This is a genomic window from Pseudomonas aphyarum (assembly GCF_028657055.1).
Classification (GTDB): Bacteria; Pseudomonadota; Gammaproteobacteria; order Pseudomonadales; family Pseudomonadaceae; genus Aquipseudomonas; species Aquipseudomonas aphyarum.
On sequence record NZ_JAMDGS010000001.1, the window covers coordinates 88,293 to 104,296 of the forward strand.

The window sequence follows — 16,004 nt, forward strand, 5'->3', positions numbered from 1 at the left end:
AGACCAAAGGTGCGTTTCGGGATATGACAGTTGTTGAATGCCCCAGCGCTTCTATAGTGAAGGGGTTCAAGCCCTTCTCCCGTCGAGCGCCCCATGGCCAGCACCGATCAACTGATCATCTGCGAGCATTGCGACTGCGTGTATGAAAAAGTCACGCTGGCCAAACACCAGAAGACCCTCTGCGTGCGCTGCGGCGGCGTGCTCCAGCGCTACAACGGCCTGAGCGTGGAGCAACGCCTGGCGCTGAGTTTCACGGCGGCGATGCTGTGGCTGTTCGCCAATTTCTACCCGGTGATGAGCATCAGCATGAAGGGTCTGAAAAACAGCGCAACCCTGTGGGATTCGGTGCTGGCCCTGAGTCAGGGGCCGATCACCTTCATGGCGATGGTCGCGGCGATCTCGATCATCATCGCCCCGGCCTTTCAGTTGGTTCTGTTGATCTGGGTCTTGAGCTTCGCCCTCGCCTCGCGCCGTTCGCCGGGGTTCAAACTGTGCATGCGCTGGCTGGAAACGCTGCGGCCGTGGAGCATGCTCGAAGTGTGTTTGCTCGGCGCGATGGTGGCGGTGTTCAAACTGGCGGGCATGCTCGACGTCATTCCCGGCATCGGCCTGTTTGCGCTGGCCGTGCTCAGCCTGTTGCTGATCCGCATCGCCGGGCGCGACGTGCGCGAACTGTGGGACATCCTATGAAACGACCACCGACGGCAACCGAACTCAACCTCTGCCTGTGCCACAGCTGCGGGCTGGCCTGCGACATGACCGGCGAACCGCACCAGTGCCCGCGTTGCGACGCCCCGCTGCACCGGCGCAAAACCAACTCGCTGACCCGCACCTGGGCCTACATGTTCGCCGCGCTGGCGTTTTACGTGCCGGCGAATCTGCTGCCGGTGATGAACACCACCCTGCTCGGCAGCGGCGCCGACAGCACCATCATGAGCGGCGTGCTGGAGTTCTGGGAACACGGCGCGTGGGACATCGCCCTGATCATCTTCGTCGCCAGTATCGCGGTGCCGGGGGTGAAGTTCGTCGCGCTGACCTTGCTGCTGGTCACCGTGCAACGGGACAGTCATTGGGCGCGCAAGGAGCGTTCGAAGCTGTACCGCTTCGTCGAGCTGATCGGCTATTGGTCGATGCTCGACGTGCTGGTGGTTGCGCTGGTGGCTGCACTGGTGAAATTCCAGGCGCTAGGGGATATCGAGCCGCGACCGGGGATTCTGTTTTTCGGTCTGGTGGTCGTGTTTACGATGCTCTCGGCGATGAGTTTCGACCCGCGCGTGATTTGGGATAACGCGCCGGACGAAGAAACGGAAGAACCCCGGCACTCGACTGAACAAGTGCCGGGGCATCAAGCGACTTAAATCAGATCTGCGCAGTACCGCCGTCAACGAACAACTCGATGCCGTTGACGAAGCTGCTGTCGTCCGAGGCCAGGAACAGCGCAGCCTTGGCAATCTCGCTCGGCTCACCCAGACGACCGATCGGCACTATCGACGCCAGTTGATCGAACAGCCCTTGCGTGTGTTCCGCCGGCACCAGCCCTGCCAGACCAGGGGTGCGCACTGGGCCGGGGCTGATGGCGTTGACGCGGATGCGCCGTGGTTTCAGGTCCAGCAACCACGACCGCGCGAAGTTGCGCACCGCCGCTTTGCTCGCGCTGTAGACGCTGAAGTTCTCCGTGCCCTGCACCGAAGTGGTCGACGAGGTCAGCAGAATCGATGCGCCATCGCGCAGCAGCGGCAAGGCCTTCTGCACGGTGAACAGCGTGCCCTTCACGTTGGCGCCGAAAATCCGGTCGAAGTGTTCTTCGGTGATCGAGCCCAGCGGCAGCATGTCCCCGCCGCCAGCGTTGGCGAACAGGATGTCGAGGTGCCCGGCCTTCGCGGCGATCTCGCTGTAGATGCGATCCAGATCGTCCAGCTTTGCCACATCACCCTGAATGCCGATAGCACGCGGGCCAATGGCGGCGACCGCTTTGTCCAGTTCGGCCTGACGACGACCGGTGATGAATACCGTGGCGCCCTGGGCGACGAATTCCTGTGCCGAGGCCAGGCCGATGCCGGTGGTGCCGCCAGTGATCAGTGCGATTTTGCCTTCAAGTCTGTTGCTCATGATGAATCTCCAGTAACCGTTTCGAGGATGGTGACGGGTCGTAGGTGAGCCGTTGAAAGCGACTTTAGGCCGATCGATTGATTTGAAAAATCCGCTAAATCGGTTTTGTTTGTGCACAGACATGCACAATACTCAGCCCTGTCCAATCCACTGAGCCCGAGCCGATGAATCAGTTAATGGCGATCCGCACCTTCGCCCGCGTCGTGGAAAGCGGTTCGTTCACCAAAGCCGCCGACTCGCTGAACCTGCCGAAAACCACGGTCAGCAAACTGATCGGCCAACTGGAAAACCACCTCGGCGTGCGCCTGCTGCAACGCACCACCCGCCGCCTCACCGTCACGGCCGACGGCGCTTCCTACTACCAATTGACCCAACAACTGCTGCATCAACTGGACGACATCGATCAGGGTTTCAGCCAGGCCCAGGGACTGCCGCGCGGCAGAATCCGCGTGGACATCGGCGGCTCGACCGCGACGATGCTGGTGATCCCCGAGCTGCCGAAGTTCTTCGAACGCTATCCGGACATCCAGGTTGATCTCGGCATCAGCGATCGCCCCGTGGACCTGATCAGCGAACGTGTCGACTGCGTGATTCGCGGCGGCCCGTTGACCGAACAAACCCTGGCCGTGCGCCGCCTCGGCGAAGTGTCCTGGACCACCTGCGCCACGCCCGACTATCTGCAACGCCACGGCACCCCGAGCCACCCGCTCGAACTGGCCAGCCATCAGGTGATCGCCTACCGCTCGGCCTCCACCGGACGCATCCTGCCGTCGAACTTCCAGCGCAACGGCGAACGCCATCAGATCGAAGGCAAAGGCCTGATCAGCGTCAACGAGAGCAACGCGCACCTGGCGGCCGGGCTCGCGGGGCTGGGGATCATCCACACCTTCAACTACACGGTGAGGACGGCCATCGAGCGCGGCGAACTGGTGCCGATTCTTGAGGATTGGCGTCCGCCGGCGTACCCGTTTCATGTGCTGTATCCGCCGAACCGGCATTTGAGCAATCGGGTGCGGGTGTTTATTGACTGGCTGGTGGAGCGGTTTGCGCAGGTCGATTGAAGTGCTGCGGGGCATTGCTGATTTTTGCGCAAAACACCTTTGACCCAAGGCCGGTTCTTCTCATGCACGTTGCCACCGATACTGGCGGCCATCGACTGTCATGGGAAATCGCACAATGCAAACCGATTACGCTGCCTGGGTCTGGAAGTCCGGCCAAGGGCTGGATGGCCTGACACTGACCCGCAAACCCCTCATGCAACCCGGCCCCGGGCAAGTGCTGGTGGCCAACCGCGCCATCGCCTTGAACCCGGTGGACTGGAAGATCATCGAGTGGGACCATCCCGCCTGGAGCACCGGCCGCGTTCCGGGTGTCGACGGCATGGGCGTGGTGTTCGCGGCCGGCGCCGGGGTGACACTGCAACCCGGCAGTCGCGTGGCGTATCACCAATCGCTGGCGAGCGATGGCAGCTTCGCCGAGTACTGCTTGCTGGACGCCGCCACCGTGCTGACGGTGCCCGCCGCGCTCGATGATGCGGCCGCAGCGTCACTGCCCTGCCCCGGTTTGACCGCATGGCAAGCCGTGGAAAAAGTCTCCGCGAATGGCGCGGTCGATGTGCTGGTGATCGGTGCCGGCGGCGCAGTCGGCCTGCTGCTGGTGCAACTGGCGGTACAACGCGGATGGCGGGTCTGGGCGACCGCATCCGGCGCGCATCATGCAAAGCTCAAAGCCCTGGGCGCAGTCGGCGTATTCGATTACCGCGAACCGGACTGGAAAACCGCACTCACGGCCAGCCTTGGCGAACGTCGTTTGCACGCCGTGTTCGACACGGTAAGCGGCGCTCACGCAGCGGAAATCGCCGACCTGCTGGGCTACAACGGCCATCTGGTGTGCATTCAGGATCGTCAGGAAAGCGCGCCGCTGCCGGCCTTCACCACCGCGATTTCGTTGCATGAAGTGGCCTTGAACAGCTTCCATGCCCACGCCAGCCTGCATGATCGCCAGACCTTGCGCCGCAACGGCGAACACCTGCTGCAAGCCCTGCTCGACGGCAGCCTGATCGGCCCGGCGTTGCAGATGTTCGACTTCCGCGAACTGCCCCAGGCCTTGCGTGCCTTGAAGGACGGCGCGGGTGGCGGGAAATGGGTGGCGCGATTGCCCAGCGTTTGAAACGCGTCAGTCAAGGCCTTCTCCAGCGCCTTGACTGACCTCCCGGGTCAGACAATCAATCAACGCCCGCGCCGAAGCCGATAGTTGCCGGTGCGGCGGATAGATCACCGAGAACGGTCGGGAGCGCCCGCCCGACTGTTCAAGCAGCCGCACCAGCCGCCCGCTTTCGATCCGCTCGCGGACGATGAAGTCGTAGGTCTGGCAGATGCCCAGGCCCTGCTCCGCCAGCGACACAATCCCCAGCACGTCGTCGGACACCTGAATATTGGCGCTGGGCAACCATTCGCGATCTTCGTCCTGCTCACGGAACAGCCACGGTCCGACGCGGCCGGTGCTGGGCATCACAAATGGCAGGCACGCGTGCCGCTGCAAATCGTCGACACTCTGCGGTGTCCCGGCCCGTTGCAAGTAATCCGGCGCGGCCACCACACACAAACGCGCGTCCTCCAGTTTTCGCCCGATCAGTCCGCTGTCCGGCAACGCGCCCAGCCGAATAGCCAGGTCGTACCCTTCGGCCACCAGATCGACGTTGCGATTGCTGATGCTCAGCTCAACGCGCACTTGCGGATGCTGCCGGGTGAATCGGGCGAGCATGGCCGGCAAACGATAGTGACCGTAAGTGGTCGGCACGCTGAGGCGCACACGGCCGCTGAGCTCACCGTCCTGTCCCTGGATCGTGCGCTCCGCATCATCGATCAGGCCGAATGCCGCCCGCGATTGCTCCAGATACAACACACCGGAATCGGTCAGGCTCAAGCGCCGCGTGGTGCGCCGCAGCAACTGCACGCCCAGACGCGCCTCCAGCCGCGAAATCGCCCGGCTGACCACCGACGGCGTGGTTGCGAGAAACACCGCACCGGCGCTCAGCGAACCCTTTTCCACCACCGTGACGAACACTTCGACGTCAGCCAGATAATCGAATCGGCGACTCATCTTGATCTCCAGAGAACAAATGCTTTGTCTGCGCGCGAGTTTATCGCCCACTGGGGCATCAATACAGTGAGCCACACCTTTCCTCCACTCACTGGACCTTCCATGCACCCGATCACCCGCCTCGCCTTTGCCCTGTCCCTTTCCGCCGCCGCGCTGAACGTCCAAGCCGCCAACGTGCTGGTGGTGCTGTCGGATTCCGACCATCTCGATCTGAAGGACGGCAAGGTGTTCAGCACCGGTTTCTACCTCAACGAACTGATGCAACCGGTCAAGCTGCTGCTCGATGCCGGCCACACCGTGACCTTCGCCACCCCGACCGGCAAGGCGCCGACGCTGGATCGTTCCTCCGACGACAAGATGTATTTCAACAATGACGTGGCAGCCCTGCAGACCCACAAAGCGCTGCTGGAACAACTGAAGATCACCTCGCCCGGCGAATCGCCGGTCATCAGCCTGTCGCGGGTCGAGCAAGTCGGCTACGAGCGATTCGATGCCGTCTACATTCCCGGAGGCCACGCGCCGATGCAGGATCTGTTGCACAGCCAGGCGCTGGGCAAACTGCTGAACAGCTTTCATCAGCAAGGCAAGACCACGGCGCTGGTGTGCCATGGCCCGATTGCGCTCCTGTCGACGCTGGCCGATCCGACCGCGTTCACCCACCAACTGGAAACCGGCAAAACCACGACGGCAAACAACTGGACCTACGCGGGCTATAAGTTCACGGTCATCAGCAATCAGGAAGAAGAGATCGCCAAAGGCCTGTTGAACGGCGGCGCGATGAAGTTCTATCCGCAGACTGCTTTGGAAAAGGCTGGCGGTGTTTTCAGCAGTAACACGGCGCCGTGGGCCAGCCATGTGGTGGTCGATCGCGAACTGGTGACCGGGCAGAACCCTGCGTCTGCCCTGGCAGTCGGCAAGACCCTCATTGACCGCTTGAAGTGAGCCCGGCGCCCTCGCACTTTCGCCGTTTCGTCTAACCTGACTTTGCACCCGACGATGATTCCCCATCGTCGGCGCACTGATCTTGACGCCCACGAAACGGAGAATTCCATGCTCAAGCGAACCCTGGCACTGACCGCTGGTTTGGCCCTGTCCCTGTCCGCCGTGCTGGCGCAAGCCGCGGAGGTGTTGAAGGTCAGCGCGATTCCCGATGAAGCCCCGACCGAGCTGCTGCGCAAGTTCGAACCGTTGGGCAAGTACCTGCAACAGCAATTGGGCATGGACGTGCAGTTCGTCCCCGTGGCGGATTACCCGGCGGTGGTCGAAGCGTTGGCTACCAACCGTCTCGATCTGGCCTGGCTCGGTGGCTTCACCTTCGTCCAGGCGCAGCTGAAAAGCGATCCAAAGGTCATTCCGCTGGTGCAGCGTGAGCAAGACGCGCAGTTCACCAGCAAATTCATCACCGCCGACCCGAACGTCAAGAGCCTCGCCGATCTCAAGGGCAAGACCTTCGCCTTCGGCTCCGTGTCGTCCACCTCCGGCAGCCTGATGCCGCGCTATTTCATGCTCAAGGACGGCATCAAACCGGAAAGTTATTTCAGCCGCGTCGGTTACTCCGGCGCCCACGACGCCACCGTCGCCTGGGTGCAGGCCGGCAAGGTCGACGCCGGTGTGCTGAACGCCAGCGTCTGGCAAAAACTGGTGGACGCCGGCAAGGTCGACACCAACAAGGTCAAGGTCTTCGCCACCACCCCGGCCTACTTCGATTACAACTGGACCGTGCGCGGCACCCTCGACCCGGCGCTGGCGGCGAAGATCAAAAAAGCCTTCCTTGACCTCGACCCGGCCAACCCCGAGCACAAGAAAATCCTCGACCTGCAAGCCGCCAGCCGTTTCATCGAAACCAGCCCGGACAATTACAAAGGCATCGAGGAAGCCGCCCGCGCCGCCGACTTGCTGAAATGACCTTGCGCCTCCAGCAGGGCTCGCTGCGCCACGACAATGGCGTCGACGCCCTGCGCGGCGTGGATCTGCACATCGAGGCCGGCGAGCAGGTGGCGATCATCGGCCCGTCCGGCGCCGGCAAATCCAGCCTGCTGAACCTGCTGGCAACCGCCATTCGGCCCAGCAGCGGCGACATCGAAGTGCTGGGCGAGCGCGCCTGGCATTTGTCCGCCCGCCAACGGCAACGCCTGCGCGCACGCATCGGCCTGGTGCATCAGGCGCCGCCGCTGCCGCCCCGGCAACGGGTGGTGACGGCGGTGCTGGCCGGCAAACTCGGCCAATGGAGCCTGGGCAAAAGCCTGATCAATCTGCTGCATCCGCTCGACGTGCCCGGCGCCCGCGCCGCACTGGCACGACTGGATCTGGCCGACAAACTCTTCAGCCAATGCCAGCAACTGTCCGGCGGGCAATTGCAGCGCGTCGGCATCGCCCGCGTGCTGTATCAGGCGCCGGAGGTGTTGCTGGCCGACGAACCGGTCTCGGCGATGGACCCGGTGCTGGCCGGGCACACGCTGTCGATCCTGTCGCGCCATGCCCGAGAGCACAACGTCACGCTGGTCGCGAGCCTGCACGCGGTGGAACTGGCGCTGTCGCACTTCCCGCGCATCGTCGGTCTGCGCGAGGGGCAAATCCTGTTCGACTGCCCGTCCGCGCAGGTCAGCCGCGACATGCTCGACACCCTCTACGCCAACGAACAACTGCAATCCCCGGCGCCCGCCGTCGCGCCGCTGGTTGTGCAGATTCCGCGATGCTGAGCGCCGACACCCGCGACCCCGCCGCGCTGCCACGGTTGCTGCTGACCGTACTGGCGATTGCCTTGCTGTGGCCCGGCATCCAGCTCAGCGAACTGGATCTGGGCGTGCTGTTTCATGCCGACAGCCAAAGCGAAATGGGCCGCTTCGTGTCGATGTTCTGGCCACCGGAGCATGATCGCGAGTTTCTTCAATTACTCCTCAAAGCCACCCTGCAAACCCTGGCCATCGCCACCGCCGGCATGGCCCTGGCGCTGCTGTTGGCAGTGCCGGCCAGCCTGCTCGCCAGCCGCGCTTTGTCGCTGACCGCCGCCTCCCGCAGCGGCCGCCCGAGCCTGTTAGGCCGACTGCTGCGCTGGCCGGTGCGCGGGCTGCTGATCTTCCTGCGCAGCGTGCCGGAAATCGTCTGGGCGCTGTTGTTCGTGCGCGCCGTCGGCCTCGGCCCGGCGGCGGGCGTGCTGGCCATCGCGATCACCTACAGCGGCATGCTCGGCAAGGTCTACGCCGAAATCTACGAATCCACCGACCAACGCCCGGCCCACGCCCTGCTCCAGGCCGGCAGCGGCCGCCTCGCCAGCTTCGCCTACGGCGTACTGCCCAACGTCGCGGCGGAACTGCTCTCCTACACCGTCTACCGCTGGGAATGCGCCATCCGCGCCTCGGTGGTCATGGGCTTCGTCGGCGCCGGCGGCCTCGGCCAACAGATCGACCTGTCGATCCGCATGTTCGCCGGCGGCGAAGTCGCCAGCATGCTCCTGACCTTCCTCCTCCTCGTCCTCGGTGCCGACCAACTCAGCCGCCTGCTGCGCTGGAGGCTGGCATGAAACGACTGATTAATCCGTTGCTGATTCTCGCCATTGTTGCGGCCGTCGTTGCCTCGTTTGCCTATTTGGGCCTTGATCTTGAAGAACTCGGCAGCCCTACCAGCGTGAAACAGATGGGCTTGTATGTGGCGCGGTTTCTCAGCCCTGACCTCAGCGCTGATTACCTGAATGCCATCTTGCGCGGGTCGATGGAAACGCTGGCCATGTCTGCGCTTGGCACCCTCCTCGCTGCCGTGCTGGGGCTGTTATTGGCGCTTCCCGCCGCTGGCCGGTTTGGCTGGTTCTTTCAGAGTGCCTCTCGCCTGCTGCTCAATGCACTGCGCGCCATTCCCGAACTGGTGTGGGCTGCGTTGATGGTGCTTGCGGCTGGGCTTGGGCCGAATGCCGGGACATTGGCCCTGGCCCTGCACACCACGGGCGTGTTGGGGCGGTTGTTTGCTGAGGCGCTGGAGAACACGCCGCCGGAACCGGCGGATGCGATTCGGTTGCAAGGGGGGAATCCGGTTTTGGCGTTCTGTTACGGCACACTGCCGAATTTGGCGCCGCAGTTGCTGGCGTACTGTTTGTATCGGTGGGAGAACAATATCCGGATGGCGAGCGTGCTGGGGTTTGTTGGCGCTGGGGGGTTGGGGCAGATGTTGTATGTGAGCTTGAGTTTGTTTCAGGAGGCGCAGGCGGGGACGGTGATTTTGGCGATGTTGGTGCTTGTGTGGGGGGTGGATTCGTTGAGTGCTTGGAGTCGGGGGCGGTGGGTTAAGGCTTAGGTTGAATGGTCTTTGAAGTTGCTTAAAACAAATACTCATCGAGGTTCGCATCCGGCCAATAGCAGCCTTCAAATGACGTCTATCAAACTAAGCCACTTAATTACTATGTTTCAACGCAGGTGCTGACATGAACCCGCTTCAGCCGAAGATGTATACGCAGTCGTCAATGCATTCCAATTCTTGCTGCGTGTATCGGGCGCTGCCATATTGTCGTACATCCTCCAATACTCCCCTGATAGGAACTGGTTGCGATGAATCTTCAATCAACTCAATTAAGAGCTGACAATCAGGGGCTATCCCTTTGAGATACTTCCCTACTAGCTCTTTGAGTGCTATTCGAGCTTGCTGATCGGTTAGCATTGTCTCTCCGGAAAAACAGCCCCATTAGCCGCAATCGATAATAGTCGCCAGATGCGCTTCAGAGAAATCTACGGTTTACAGGGACGACTTACGATTACCTTCGCTTGCATTGTTCAAGTTCGCTTTGACTTTGCAATGTCGTATCCAATCCAAGCCGATACTTGCAATAATTAATAACGAGACTTCGCTCCGCCTCGCTTAGCTCACTCAACTTTTTATCATCTGACTCGTACGCGAAAATATTTTCAAATTCCATCTGAAATGTGGGACTCTTCTTAATGAAGAATACTTTTTCCGAATAAGCATCCTCCATCTTTTCGTAAAAGCCTATATAAAGTATGGCGACAATCGTGGTCGATAATATGATTAGCAGCGTTTTCATGATGAAGGCGGTCGCAAAAGTTTGGTTTTAATCCGAAGGTTTCTAACAAGCTCCATGCCGATATTACCAAGGCAAATTTTTCCTTCGCCGGCTTGCATGGGGAATTCACGGTGCCCACCTAACGTTGTCACCCTGAAAACGCTGGTCAGGGCCTGAATCAAGGTCAGAAGGGTATCAATTTGTATAGCAGGGATTTTCTGGTCCATGTTGCCGTTGATGCTCTCGAGGGCTTGCCGAGCAAAAGCGACCATATCGCCACCCTCTTCGGCGGTTGTCAGGTTTTCCAGTAAAACGATACCAATCACACCCGTGTTGTAGTTATGTACGCTTGAACCCTTGAACCGTATGCCACGTCCTTCAAAGACCTTACCCGTACAATCGATGCCGTAGTGATAGCCGATATCATCAAACTTAGCCTGATGTTCACTCTGAATCGCGCGCATTTGTCCTGCACCAGCACCGCAGCCTACACTTCGTCCCGCGTGGTGAAGGGCGATCATCGAGTAGTCCCAGTCATCCACCATTTCACCTTTTGCTTTATGCGCCCCCCATGATGATCGCTCTACAAATTCGCACTTGTTTTTGCTGAGCAGTCTGATGATCGCTTCTCTAGTGGCAGCTCTATCGTTGACGGTGATAATTGTGGGAGCAACTGGCACAGCGGGTTTGACTTCAGTCGCTTTTGCTTCAGTAGTAAATTGTTCAGCCATTCTGGGTCAGTCCGTTAGTTCGTTAAGCGTCCGAGCTGGAGAAGTGAAATCAATACCGATGGAAATATTGGCATCTTTGACTGGAGTCTTGATCTTTGCCATCCCGGCGTTGTCGGTAACACCTGTAATCTTTTGACCATTTACAGTGGCAGTGAAATTTCTTCCGACTAGAGGTTGACCAGTCTCGCTATCAACGATGCTGAAAGTATGCCCATAGGTTTTCTGCAGTAAAAGCGGGAGTGGAGGCGTGAACGGCGCAGGATTATGGGAGTCGCCGATGATCACCGTACCCGAGCCACCAATAACTACGTCGCCGTGTGTGCCGACGGTTCCCACCAGAGCGGCATTCTTGCCATTGATGAACACCGTCGCAGACACTGCCGAGTCCAAAGCGCTGCCGCAGGTGCAAGTGTCGCCTTTCCTTGCAGCTGCGAGGCCGTCAAAAAACACATCGGGAGATCCGGACGCAATGGCTTTGGGCCCGTGCCCAGGCATAGGGCAACTGGTGGGGTCAGTTATTCGTGCAGCTGGCTTTGCCATGTATGACTTCCTGTCTACGATTTTTCCAAGGGCGACTGTATCAGAGTTGCGTCGAACAGTGGCTCAAGGCATCGCTCTGGTTGGCATATCGGCAACCGCTTTGAATCGCTTATGGTTAGACAGAGGTCGTTGAGCGTCAGCTTTCGGCCATAGTGGTTCGTGATGAACGGCCGCTATAAACCTTCGATGATTCCCATGACCCGGATCTGCGGCGTACCGATGTGATTTCCGAAATCGCCAGTTCATGAGACTTGTAGACACCCGCTCAGACACAATGTAGCTTTTTGCCATCCGTGATCATTGATCACCATGGGGTTCGACACAGAGGGAACTGAAGTGCTCATAAAATCTCTTCGCCTGACTAACTTCAAAAAATTCAGCTCTTACGAATTTCTATTCAACGATGACGTGAACGTATTCGTCGGTGACAATAATGCTGGCAAGAGCACAATCCTCGAAGCTCTAGAGATAGTGCTCAATTCCAACCATCGCGGTCGCCCATTCAATAACGAATTCACCCCAGATCTGTTTAACTCCAAATCGGTAGAGCTATTTTTAGCGACCGACATGACACCGGAGAAAATGCCAGAGCTAGTCATTGAGGCGTTCATCGAAGGTATCCCTGAGTATAAGGGCACCAACAACAGTCTTGGGGTGGATGCACAGGGGATAATGGTGCGCGCTTATTTCGACCCTGATTATGACGCCGTTTACCGTGATTACTTAGCCAGTAAAGCACGTATCACCAGCATTCCAATCGAGTTTTACAAAGTCGAATGGCTCGACTTCGCTGGTGGAGTCATCAAGCCCATGAACAAGCAATTCCGGGCCCTTTATATCGACCCAACGCGCATTCATCCAACCGTAGGCAAAAATCAGTACATTCTGAACGTCTTAAACACCGCTCTTGAGAAGGATCAGCTAAACAAGCTGACGTTGAATTATCGTGAAAACCTTCAGTCATTCAACAGCTCCGATGAAGTCAAAGCAATCAATGCAGACCTAGACGCTGACAACAAAATTACAGAAAAAATGCTGTCCATCGCGGCCAACACGATGCCTGCGGGAGCAATCCAGACAGGCCTCCAACTCGAAGTGGACGAGGTGCCATTCCACCTGATTGGCAAAGGTGAACAAAGTAACGTACAAATCAAGCTGGCTATTCATAACAAGTCAAAAGACATCGATTTGGTAATGATGGAGGAACCAGAGAACCACCTCTCTCACATGAGCTTAATCAAACTTGTCACTTATATCGAGGAACAACGGGCGGACAAACAACTGTTTATTACGACACATAGCTCTTACGTGTTGAATAAGCTCAGCATCGATAAAATTTGCCTATTACATAATGGCTATCAAAGATTAGACAAGCTCGCACCTGACGTTGTTAAAACACTAAGGCGTCTTCCTGGATACGACACACTCCGAGTTGCTCTATCTCAGAAAGTAGTACTCGTTGAAGGGCCTTCTGATGAATTGATTTTAAAAAAAATTTACCTTAACTCTCACGGAAGGCTGCCAGAACAGGATGGCATCGATATCATCGTCGTACGCGGTGTGGGTTTTAAAACTTTTATCGAAATAGGTAAAGAGATCGGCACGGCGATTCATGTTCTTCGTGACAACGACGGCGATTATAAGAAAAACATTGTTCCAGCACAGAAAGAGTACGCCGCTCACATAAACATCAAACTGTTCTCCTCGGAGGAGGACGGTGAGTTTTCACTCGAGCCGGCAATGATTGCTGCTAACGCTACCACTGAGGCAGAACTGAACGCTTTCGCAAAAATTGCGCTCTCTAAACAGACGCTGAACAAATATGACCTCGAAGTCTCTCTAGCTGATAAACGTGCCTTTCTCGTGAACTGGTTCAAAAGCGAACCAGGAAATGGAAAAGGTACAAAAAAGGTCGATACTGCAATGCGCCTTTTTGACACTGACGAAGCTTTCAAATACCCAGACTTTTTGAAAGAGGTTCTTAATTTTGCCTAACGAACTCTGCTTAGCGGGTGCAGGGTCCGGAAAGACCCATAAGGTGATCACCGAATCAATTGCGGAAATCATGCGCGGCGGTAAGGTTCTAGTTGTGACCTACACAACTAACAACCAAATCGAGTTGCGTTCTAGATTTGTGAAGGAATATGGAAAAGCCAGCGATCGGTTTGTGGTAAAAGGACTTTACTCCTTTTACCTTGAGGACATGATTCGTCCATATCAGCGTGCAGTATTTCCCGACCGTATTGAAAGCTTTTTTTTCAACGCCGACAATCCGCATTTGAATCAAAAAACTCGCAGACCTCTGCCTGGACGCGCGGAGAAACTAGCCAATGGAAAGGTGAACCCACTCTACTACCTGACATCCTGTAGAACCAAAGCCCATACCGGATTGCTTGCGAAGCTTGCAACGCTCATTGCCAAAAAGACCAAAAATTCGGCCTCTCTCAGACTGAAAGAAATCTACAGTAAGGTGTACTTCGATGAGGTCCAAGACCTGGTTGGATGGGATTACTCTGTGCTAACGCATTTAAATAAAGCGATGCCAGACTCGATATGCTGTGTCGGAGATTTCCGACAGACTATTTATGACACGACCTTTGGCCAAAAGGCACCGCAGAGCGCCATTGATAAAATCAGCGCCTTCACGGCAATGAATTTCGAACTCAAGCCGTTGGCGATGAATCGGCGCTGCATCCAATTAATTTGTGATATCGCAGACCAAGTTCACCTAAACGCATACGAGAAAACCGAATCGGCGGTCGGAATGGTGCCGGATGAATTCAGTCACCATCTGGGGGCGTTTATAGTAAGGCAATCGGAAGTTTCGGATTACATCTCAACCTTCAGCCCGATGGTGCTTCGCTCTAACGTGAGGTCAGGAACAAAATATCTTCCGCGTGAAGCCCGTTGTCACAACTTCGGCAGTAGCAAAGGACTCGGTTTTGATAGGGTGCTCATCATACCCTCGGAAAGCCAGTTGAACTTTGTGTATGGCATAGAAAATCCTTTCGAGTCCAAAGACTCAGAGACCGCTCAAAACAAGCTTTATGTAGCAATAACCCGGGCAAGATACAGTATCGGGTTTGTTGTTGCAGACAAAAAAGCGGATCGTCTCGCTTACCCGGTTTGGAAAAAAACTGTGGCGTGATCAAAAAGCCTCACTGCCAAACGCTGTAGTCCCAAGAGGTATCTGCGTATGAGCTCTAGAGTTTGCTCCTTGTGTGTAACTGATACATACCTGAAAGACTTGATTCATAAAATGGGGGAGTCACAAAGCGAATGCGACTTCTGCGAGCTTCGTTCAACTACGCTTGAACTCGACGAACTGGCTCCACTCTTCGAAAAGATGCTAGAAGATTACTACGAATGTAGTAGCTTAAGTGCGGCAGTGGTGGTTTATGACTACCCTCCAGATGGCGAGATCATTGACGAAATATTTCAAAATTTTATCCTGCCTGAGCCGGCAAAAGAACTTGCGGAATTGGTTTCAGATGGGTGGTTCGACTGGAGTTCGCATGAGCACCGCTTCGGTGAGGATCCGCACTTTATCAGAAGCTCTAGTCTCCCAGTACAACTCAATCGCGAATGGTACGATCTAGATCAGAGTCTTAGAAGTTCTGCTCGACTGGTTAACCCATTTGTGGCTGGAACGCTAGAGAAAATTTTTTCCCCATTGTTTAACAATATAACAACAGCAGCGATTATCACGGCTGGCCCTGACCAATTAATCAATACGTTATTTAGAGCACGCGTTTTTCAGTCTGCTCAGAGAATGAAGATTGAGCTCAGCCACCCGGAGCGCGCACTCGGTCCTCCTCCAAGTAAATTAGCAACGGCAGGCAGAATGAACGCGAAAGGAATTCCCGTTTTCTATGGTGCCACTCACAAACACACTGCCATCTCTGAGGTGCGCCCTCCCGTAGGGAGCTTCGTCGCAACATGTTCCTTCACATTAACAAGAGATCTAAGGCTACTTGATCTAAGGGAACTGTCAGAGGTTGAGCCACCTCCGAATCTCAGCCTGTTTGATCCCGCGACTCGTGAACTTGATGCTCGGTACCGATTTCTTAAGCTACTGGAAGGTAAATTAACTATGCCAATAATGCCAGAGGCTGCAGATGAAGGGTATTTGATCACGCAAGCCATAGCGGACTTTCTTGCCACTCACCCCAAGCTCAATATTGACGGACTGGTTTTTTCATCTAGCCAGACAGATACAGACGGTCCGACAGGTTGTAACATAATATTGTTCACAAAGGCCGCCTCGGTCTGCTTCTCTGCTGAAAGCGAGAAGGGTAGTTCGCACTTTGAGCTCTGGGAGTTTGATGACGAATCGGACAGTTCTTGGATTAGTCCATGCCTTCATGAGTCGTTGCCTCCACAGGAAGACTTGAACCAACCTTTCCAAACTTTACTTCCCGCCCTTCGACTCAATCGTGAATCTCTTGCCATCCATGAAGTTACCGGCGTCAGTTACCGCACTGATGAACACAGCGTTTATCTGCGTAACTAATTGA

The 16,004-nt window shown here is 56.7% G+C and carries 16 protein-coding genes; 12 read left to right on the forward strand and 4 right to left on the reverse strand.

Features of this window, described 5'->3' with window-relative positions; all coding sequences use genetic code 11:
* The first annotated feature begins 93 nt into the window (after positions 1-93).
* Complete coding sequence (locus M5G18_RS00385; protein WP_134023388.1) at positions 94-690, forward strand: paraquat-inducible protein A; 597 nt, start codon at positions 94-96, stop codon at positions 688-690.
* On the forward strand, positions 687-1,358 hold the full coding sequence (locus M5G18_RS00390; protein ID WP_134023390.1) for a paraquat-inducible protein A: 672 nt from the start codon (positions 687-689) through the stop codon (positions 1,356-1,358). The genes M5G18_RS00385 and M5G18_RS00390 overlap by 4 nt, the downstream gene beginning before the upstream one ends.
* A gap of 1 nt (position 1,359) precedes the next feature.
* On the opposite strand, the gene M5G18_RS00395 is transcribed toward M5G18_RS00390, so the two are convergent.
* Positions 1,360-2,109: an SDR family NAD(P)-dependent oxidoreductase gene (locus M5G18_RS00395; protein WP_007955220.1), complete on the reverse strand. Its 750-nt coding sequence runs from the start codon at positions 2,107-2,109 to the stop codon at positions 1,360-1,362.
* A gap of 164 nt (positions 2,110-2,273) precedes the next feature.
* Between M5G18_RS00395 and M5G18_RS00400 the strand changes: the two genes are divergently transcribed.
* Both M5G18_RS00400 and M5G18_RS00405 read left to right on the forward strand, forming a co-directional pair.
* Positions 2,274-3,170 carry a LysR family transcriptional regulator gene (locus M5G18_RS00400; RefSeq protein ID WP_273896727.1) on the forward strand — a complete coding sequence of 299 codons (897 nt, stop codon included), beginning with the start codon at positions 2,274-2,276 and terminating at the stop codon, positions 3,168-3,170.
* A gap of 115 nt (positions 3,171-3,285) precedes the next feature.
* Positions 3,286-4,278: a zinc-binding dehydrogenase gene (locus tag M5G18_RS00405; protein WP_273896728.1), complete on the forward strand. Its 993-nt coding sequence runs from the start codon at positions 3,286-3,288 to the stop codon at positions 4,276-4,278.
* Between the two features lie 6 nt (positions 4,279-4,284).
* On the opposite strand, the gene M5G18_RS00410 is transcribed toward M5G18_RS00405, so the two are convergent.
* A complete protein-coding gene (locus tag M5G18_RS00410) occupies positions 4,285-5,211 on the reverse strand; it encodes a LysR family transcriptional regulator (protein WP_273896730.1) in 927 nt (308 codons plus the stop codon).
* A 102-nt stretch (positions 5,212-5,313) separates the two neighbouring features.
* On the opposite strand from M5G18_RS00410, the gene M5G18_RS00415 reads away from it, so the two are divergent.
* From M5G18_RS00415 to phnE, 5 genes are all read left to right on the forward strand, one after another.
* Complete coding sequence (locus tag M5G18_RS00415; RefSeq protein ID WP_273896731.1) at positions 5,314-6,153, forward strand: type 1 glutamine amidotransferase domain-containing protein; 840 nt, start codon at positions 5,314-5,316, stop codon at positions 6,151-6,153.
* Between the two features lie 108 nt (positions 6,154-6,261).
* On the forward strand, positions 6,262-7,116 hold the full coding sequence (locus tag M5G18_RS00420; RefSeq protein WP_273896732.1) for a putative selenate ABC transporter substrate-binding protein: 855 nt from the start codon (positions 6,262-6,264) through the stop codon (positions 7,114-7,116).
* Positions 7,113-7,910, forward strand: coding sequence for a phosphonate ABC transporter ATP-binding protein (locus tag M5G18_RS00425; RefSeq protein WP_273896733.1), 798 nt, complete (start codon positions 7,113-7,115; stop codon positions 7,908-7,910). Before M5G18_RS00420 ends, M5G18_RS00425 begins: the two co-directional genes overlap by 4 nt.
* The gene (locus M5G18_RS00430) at positions 7,904-8,731 is read left to right on the forward strand and encodes a PhnE/PtxC family ABC transporter permease (RefSeq protein ID WP_127797929.1); all 828 of its coding nucleotides are present in this window, start codon (positions 7,904-7,906) and stop codon (positions 8,729-8,731) included. Before M5G18_RS00425 ends, M5G18_RS00430 begins: the two co-directional genes overlap by 7 nt.
* Complete coding sequence (phnE, locus tag M5G18_RS00435; RefSeq protein ID WP_273896735.1) at positions 8,728-9,495, forward strand: phosphonate ABC transporter, permease protein PhnE; 768 nt, start codon at positions 8,728-8,730, stop codon at positions 9,493-9,495. Before M5G18_RS00430 ends, phnE begins: the two co-directional genes overlap by 4 nt.
* Positions 9,496-10,233: 738 nt before the next feature.
* On the opposite strand, the gene M5G18_RS00445 is transcribed toward phnE, so the two are convergent.
* Both M5G18_RS00445 and M5G18_RS00450 read right to left on the reverse strand, forming a co-directional pair.
* Positions 10,234-10,947: a peptidoglycan recognition protein family protein gene (locus M5G18_RS00445; RefSeq protein ID WP_273896738.1), complete on the reverse strand. Its 714-nt coding sequence runs from the start codon at positions 10,945-10,947 to the stop codon at positions 10,234-10,236.
* Between the two features lie 6 nt (positions 10,948-10,953).
* Entirely contained in the window at positions 10,954-11,487 is a 534-nt protein-coding gene (locus M5G18_RS00450) for a PAAR domain-containing protein (protein WP_273896739.1), read from the reverse strand.
* Between the two features lie 336 nt (positions 11,488-11,823).
* Between M5G18_RS00450 and M5G18_RS00455 the strand changes: the two genes are divergently transcribed.
* From M5G18_RS00455 to M5G18_RS00465, 3 genes are read left to right on the forward strand one after another with little or no spacing between them, the layout of a single operon-like run.
* Complete coding sequence (locus M5G18_RS00455; protein WP_273896941.1) at positions 11,824-13,482, forward strand: ATP-dependent nuclease; 1,659 nt, start codon at positions 11,824-11,826, stop codon at positions 13,480-13,482.
* Positions 13,475-14,635, forward strand: coding sequence for a UvrD-helicase domain-containing protein (locus M5G18_RS00460; RefSeq protein ID WP_273896741.1), 1,161 nt, complete (start codon positions 13,475-13,477; stop codon positions 14,633-14,635). Before M5G18_RS00455 ends, M5G18_RS00460 begins: the two co-directional genes overlap by 8 nt.
* A gap of 48 nt (positions 14,636-14,683) precedes the next feature.
* Positions 14,684-16,000: an RES family NAD+ phosphorylase gene (locus tag M5G18_RS00465; RefSeq protein WP_273896742.1), complete on the forward strand. Its 1,317-nt coding sequence runs from the start codon at positions 14,684-14,686 to the stop codon at positions 15,998-16,000.
* The last annotated feature ends 4 nt before the right edge of the window (positions 16,001-16,004 follow it).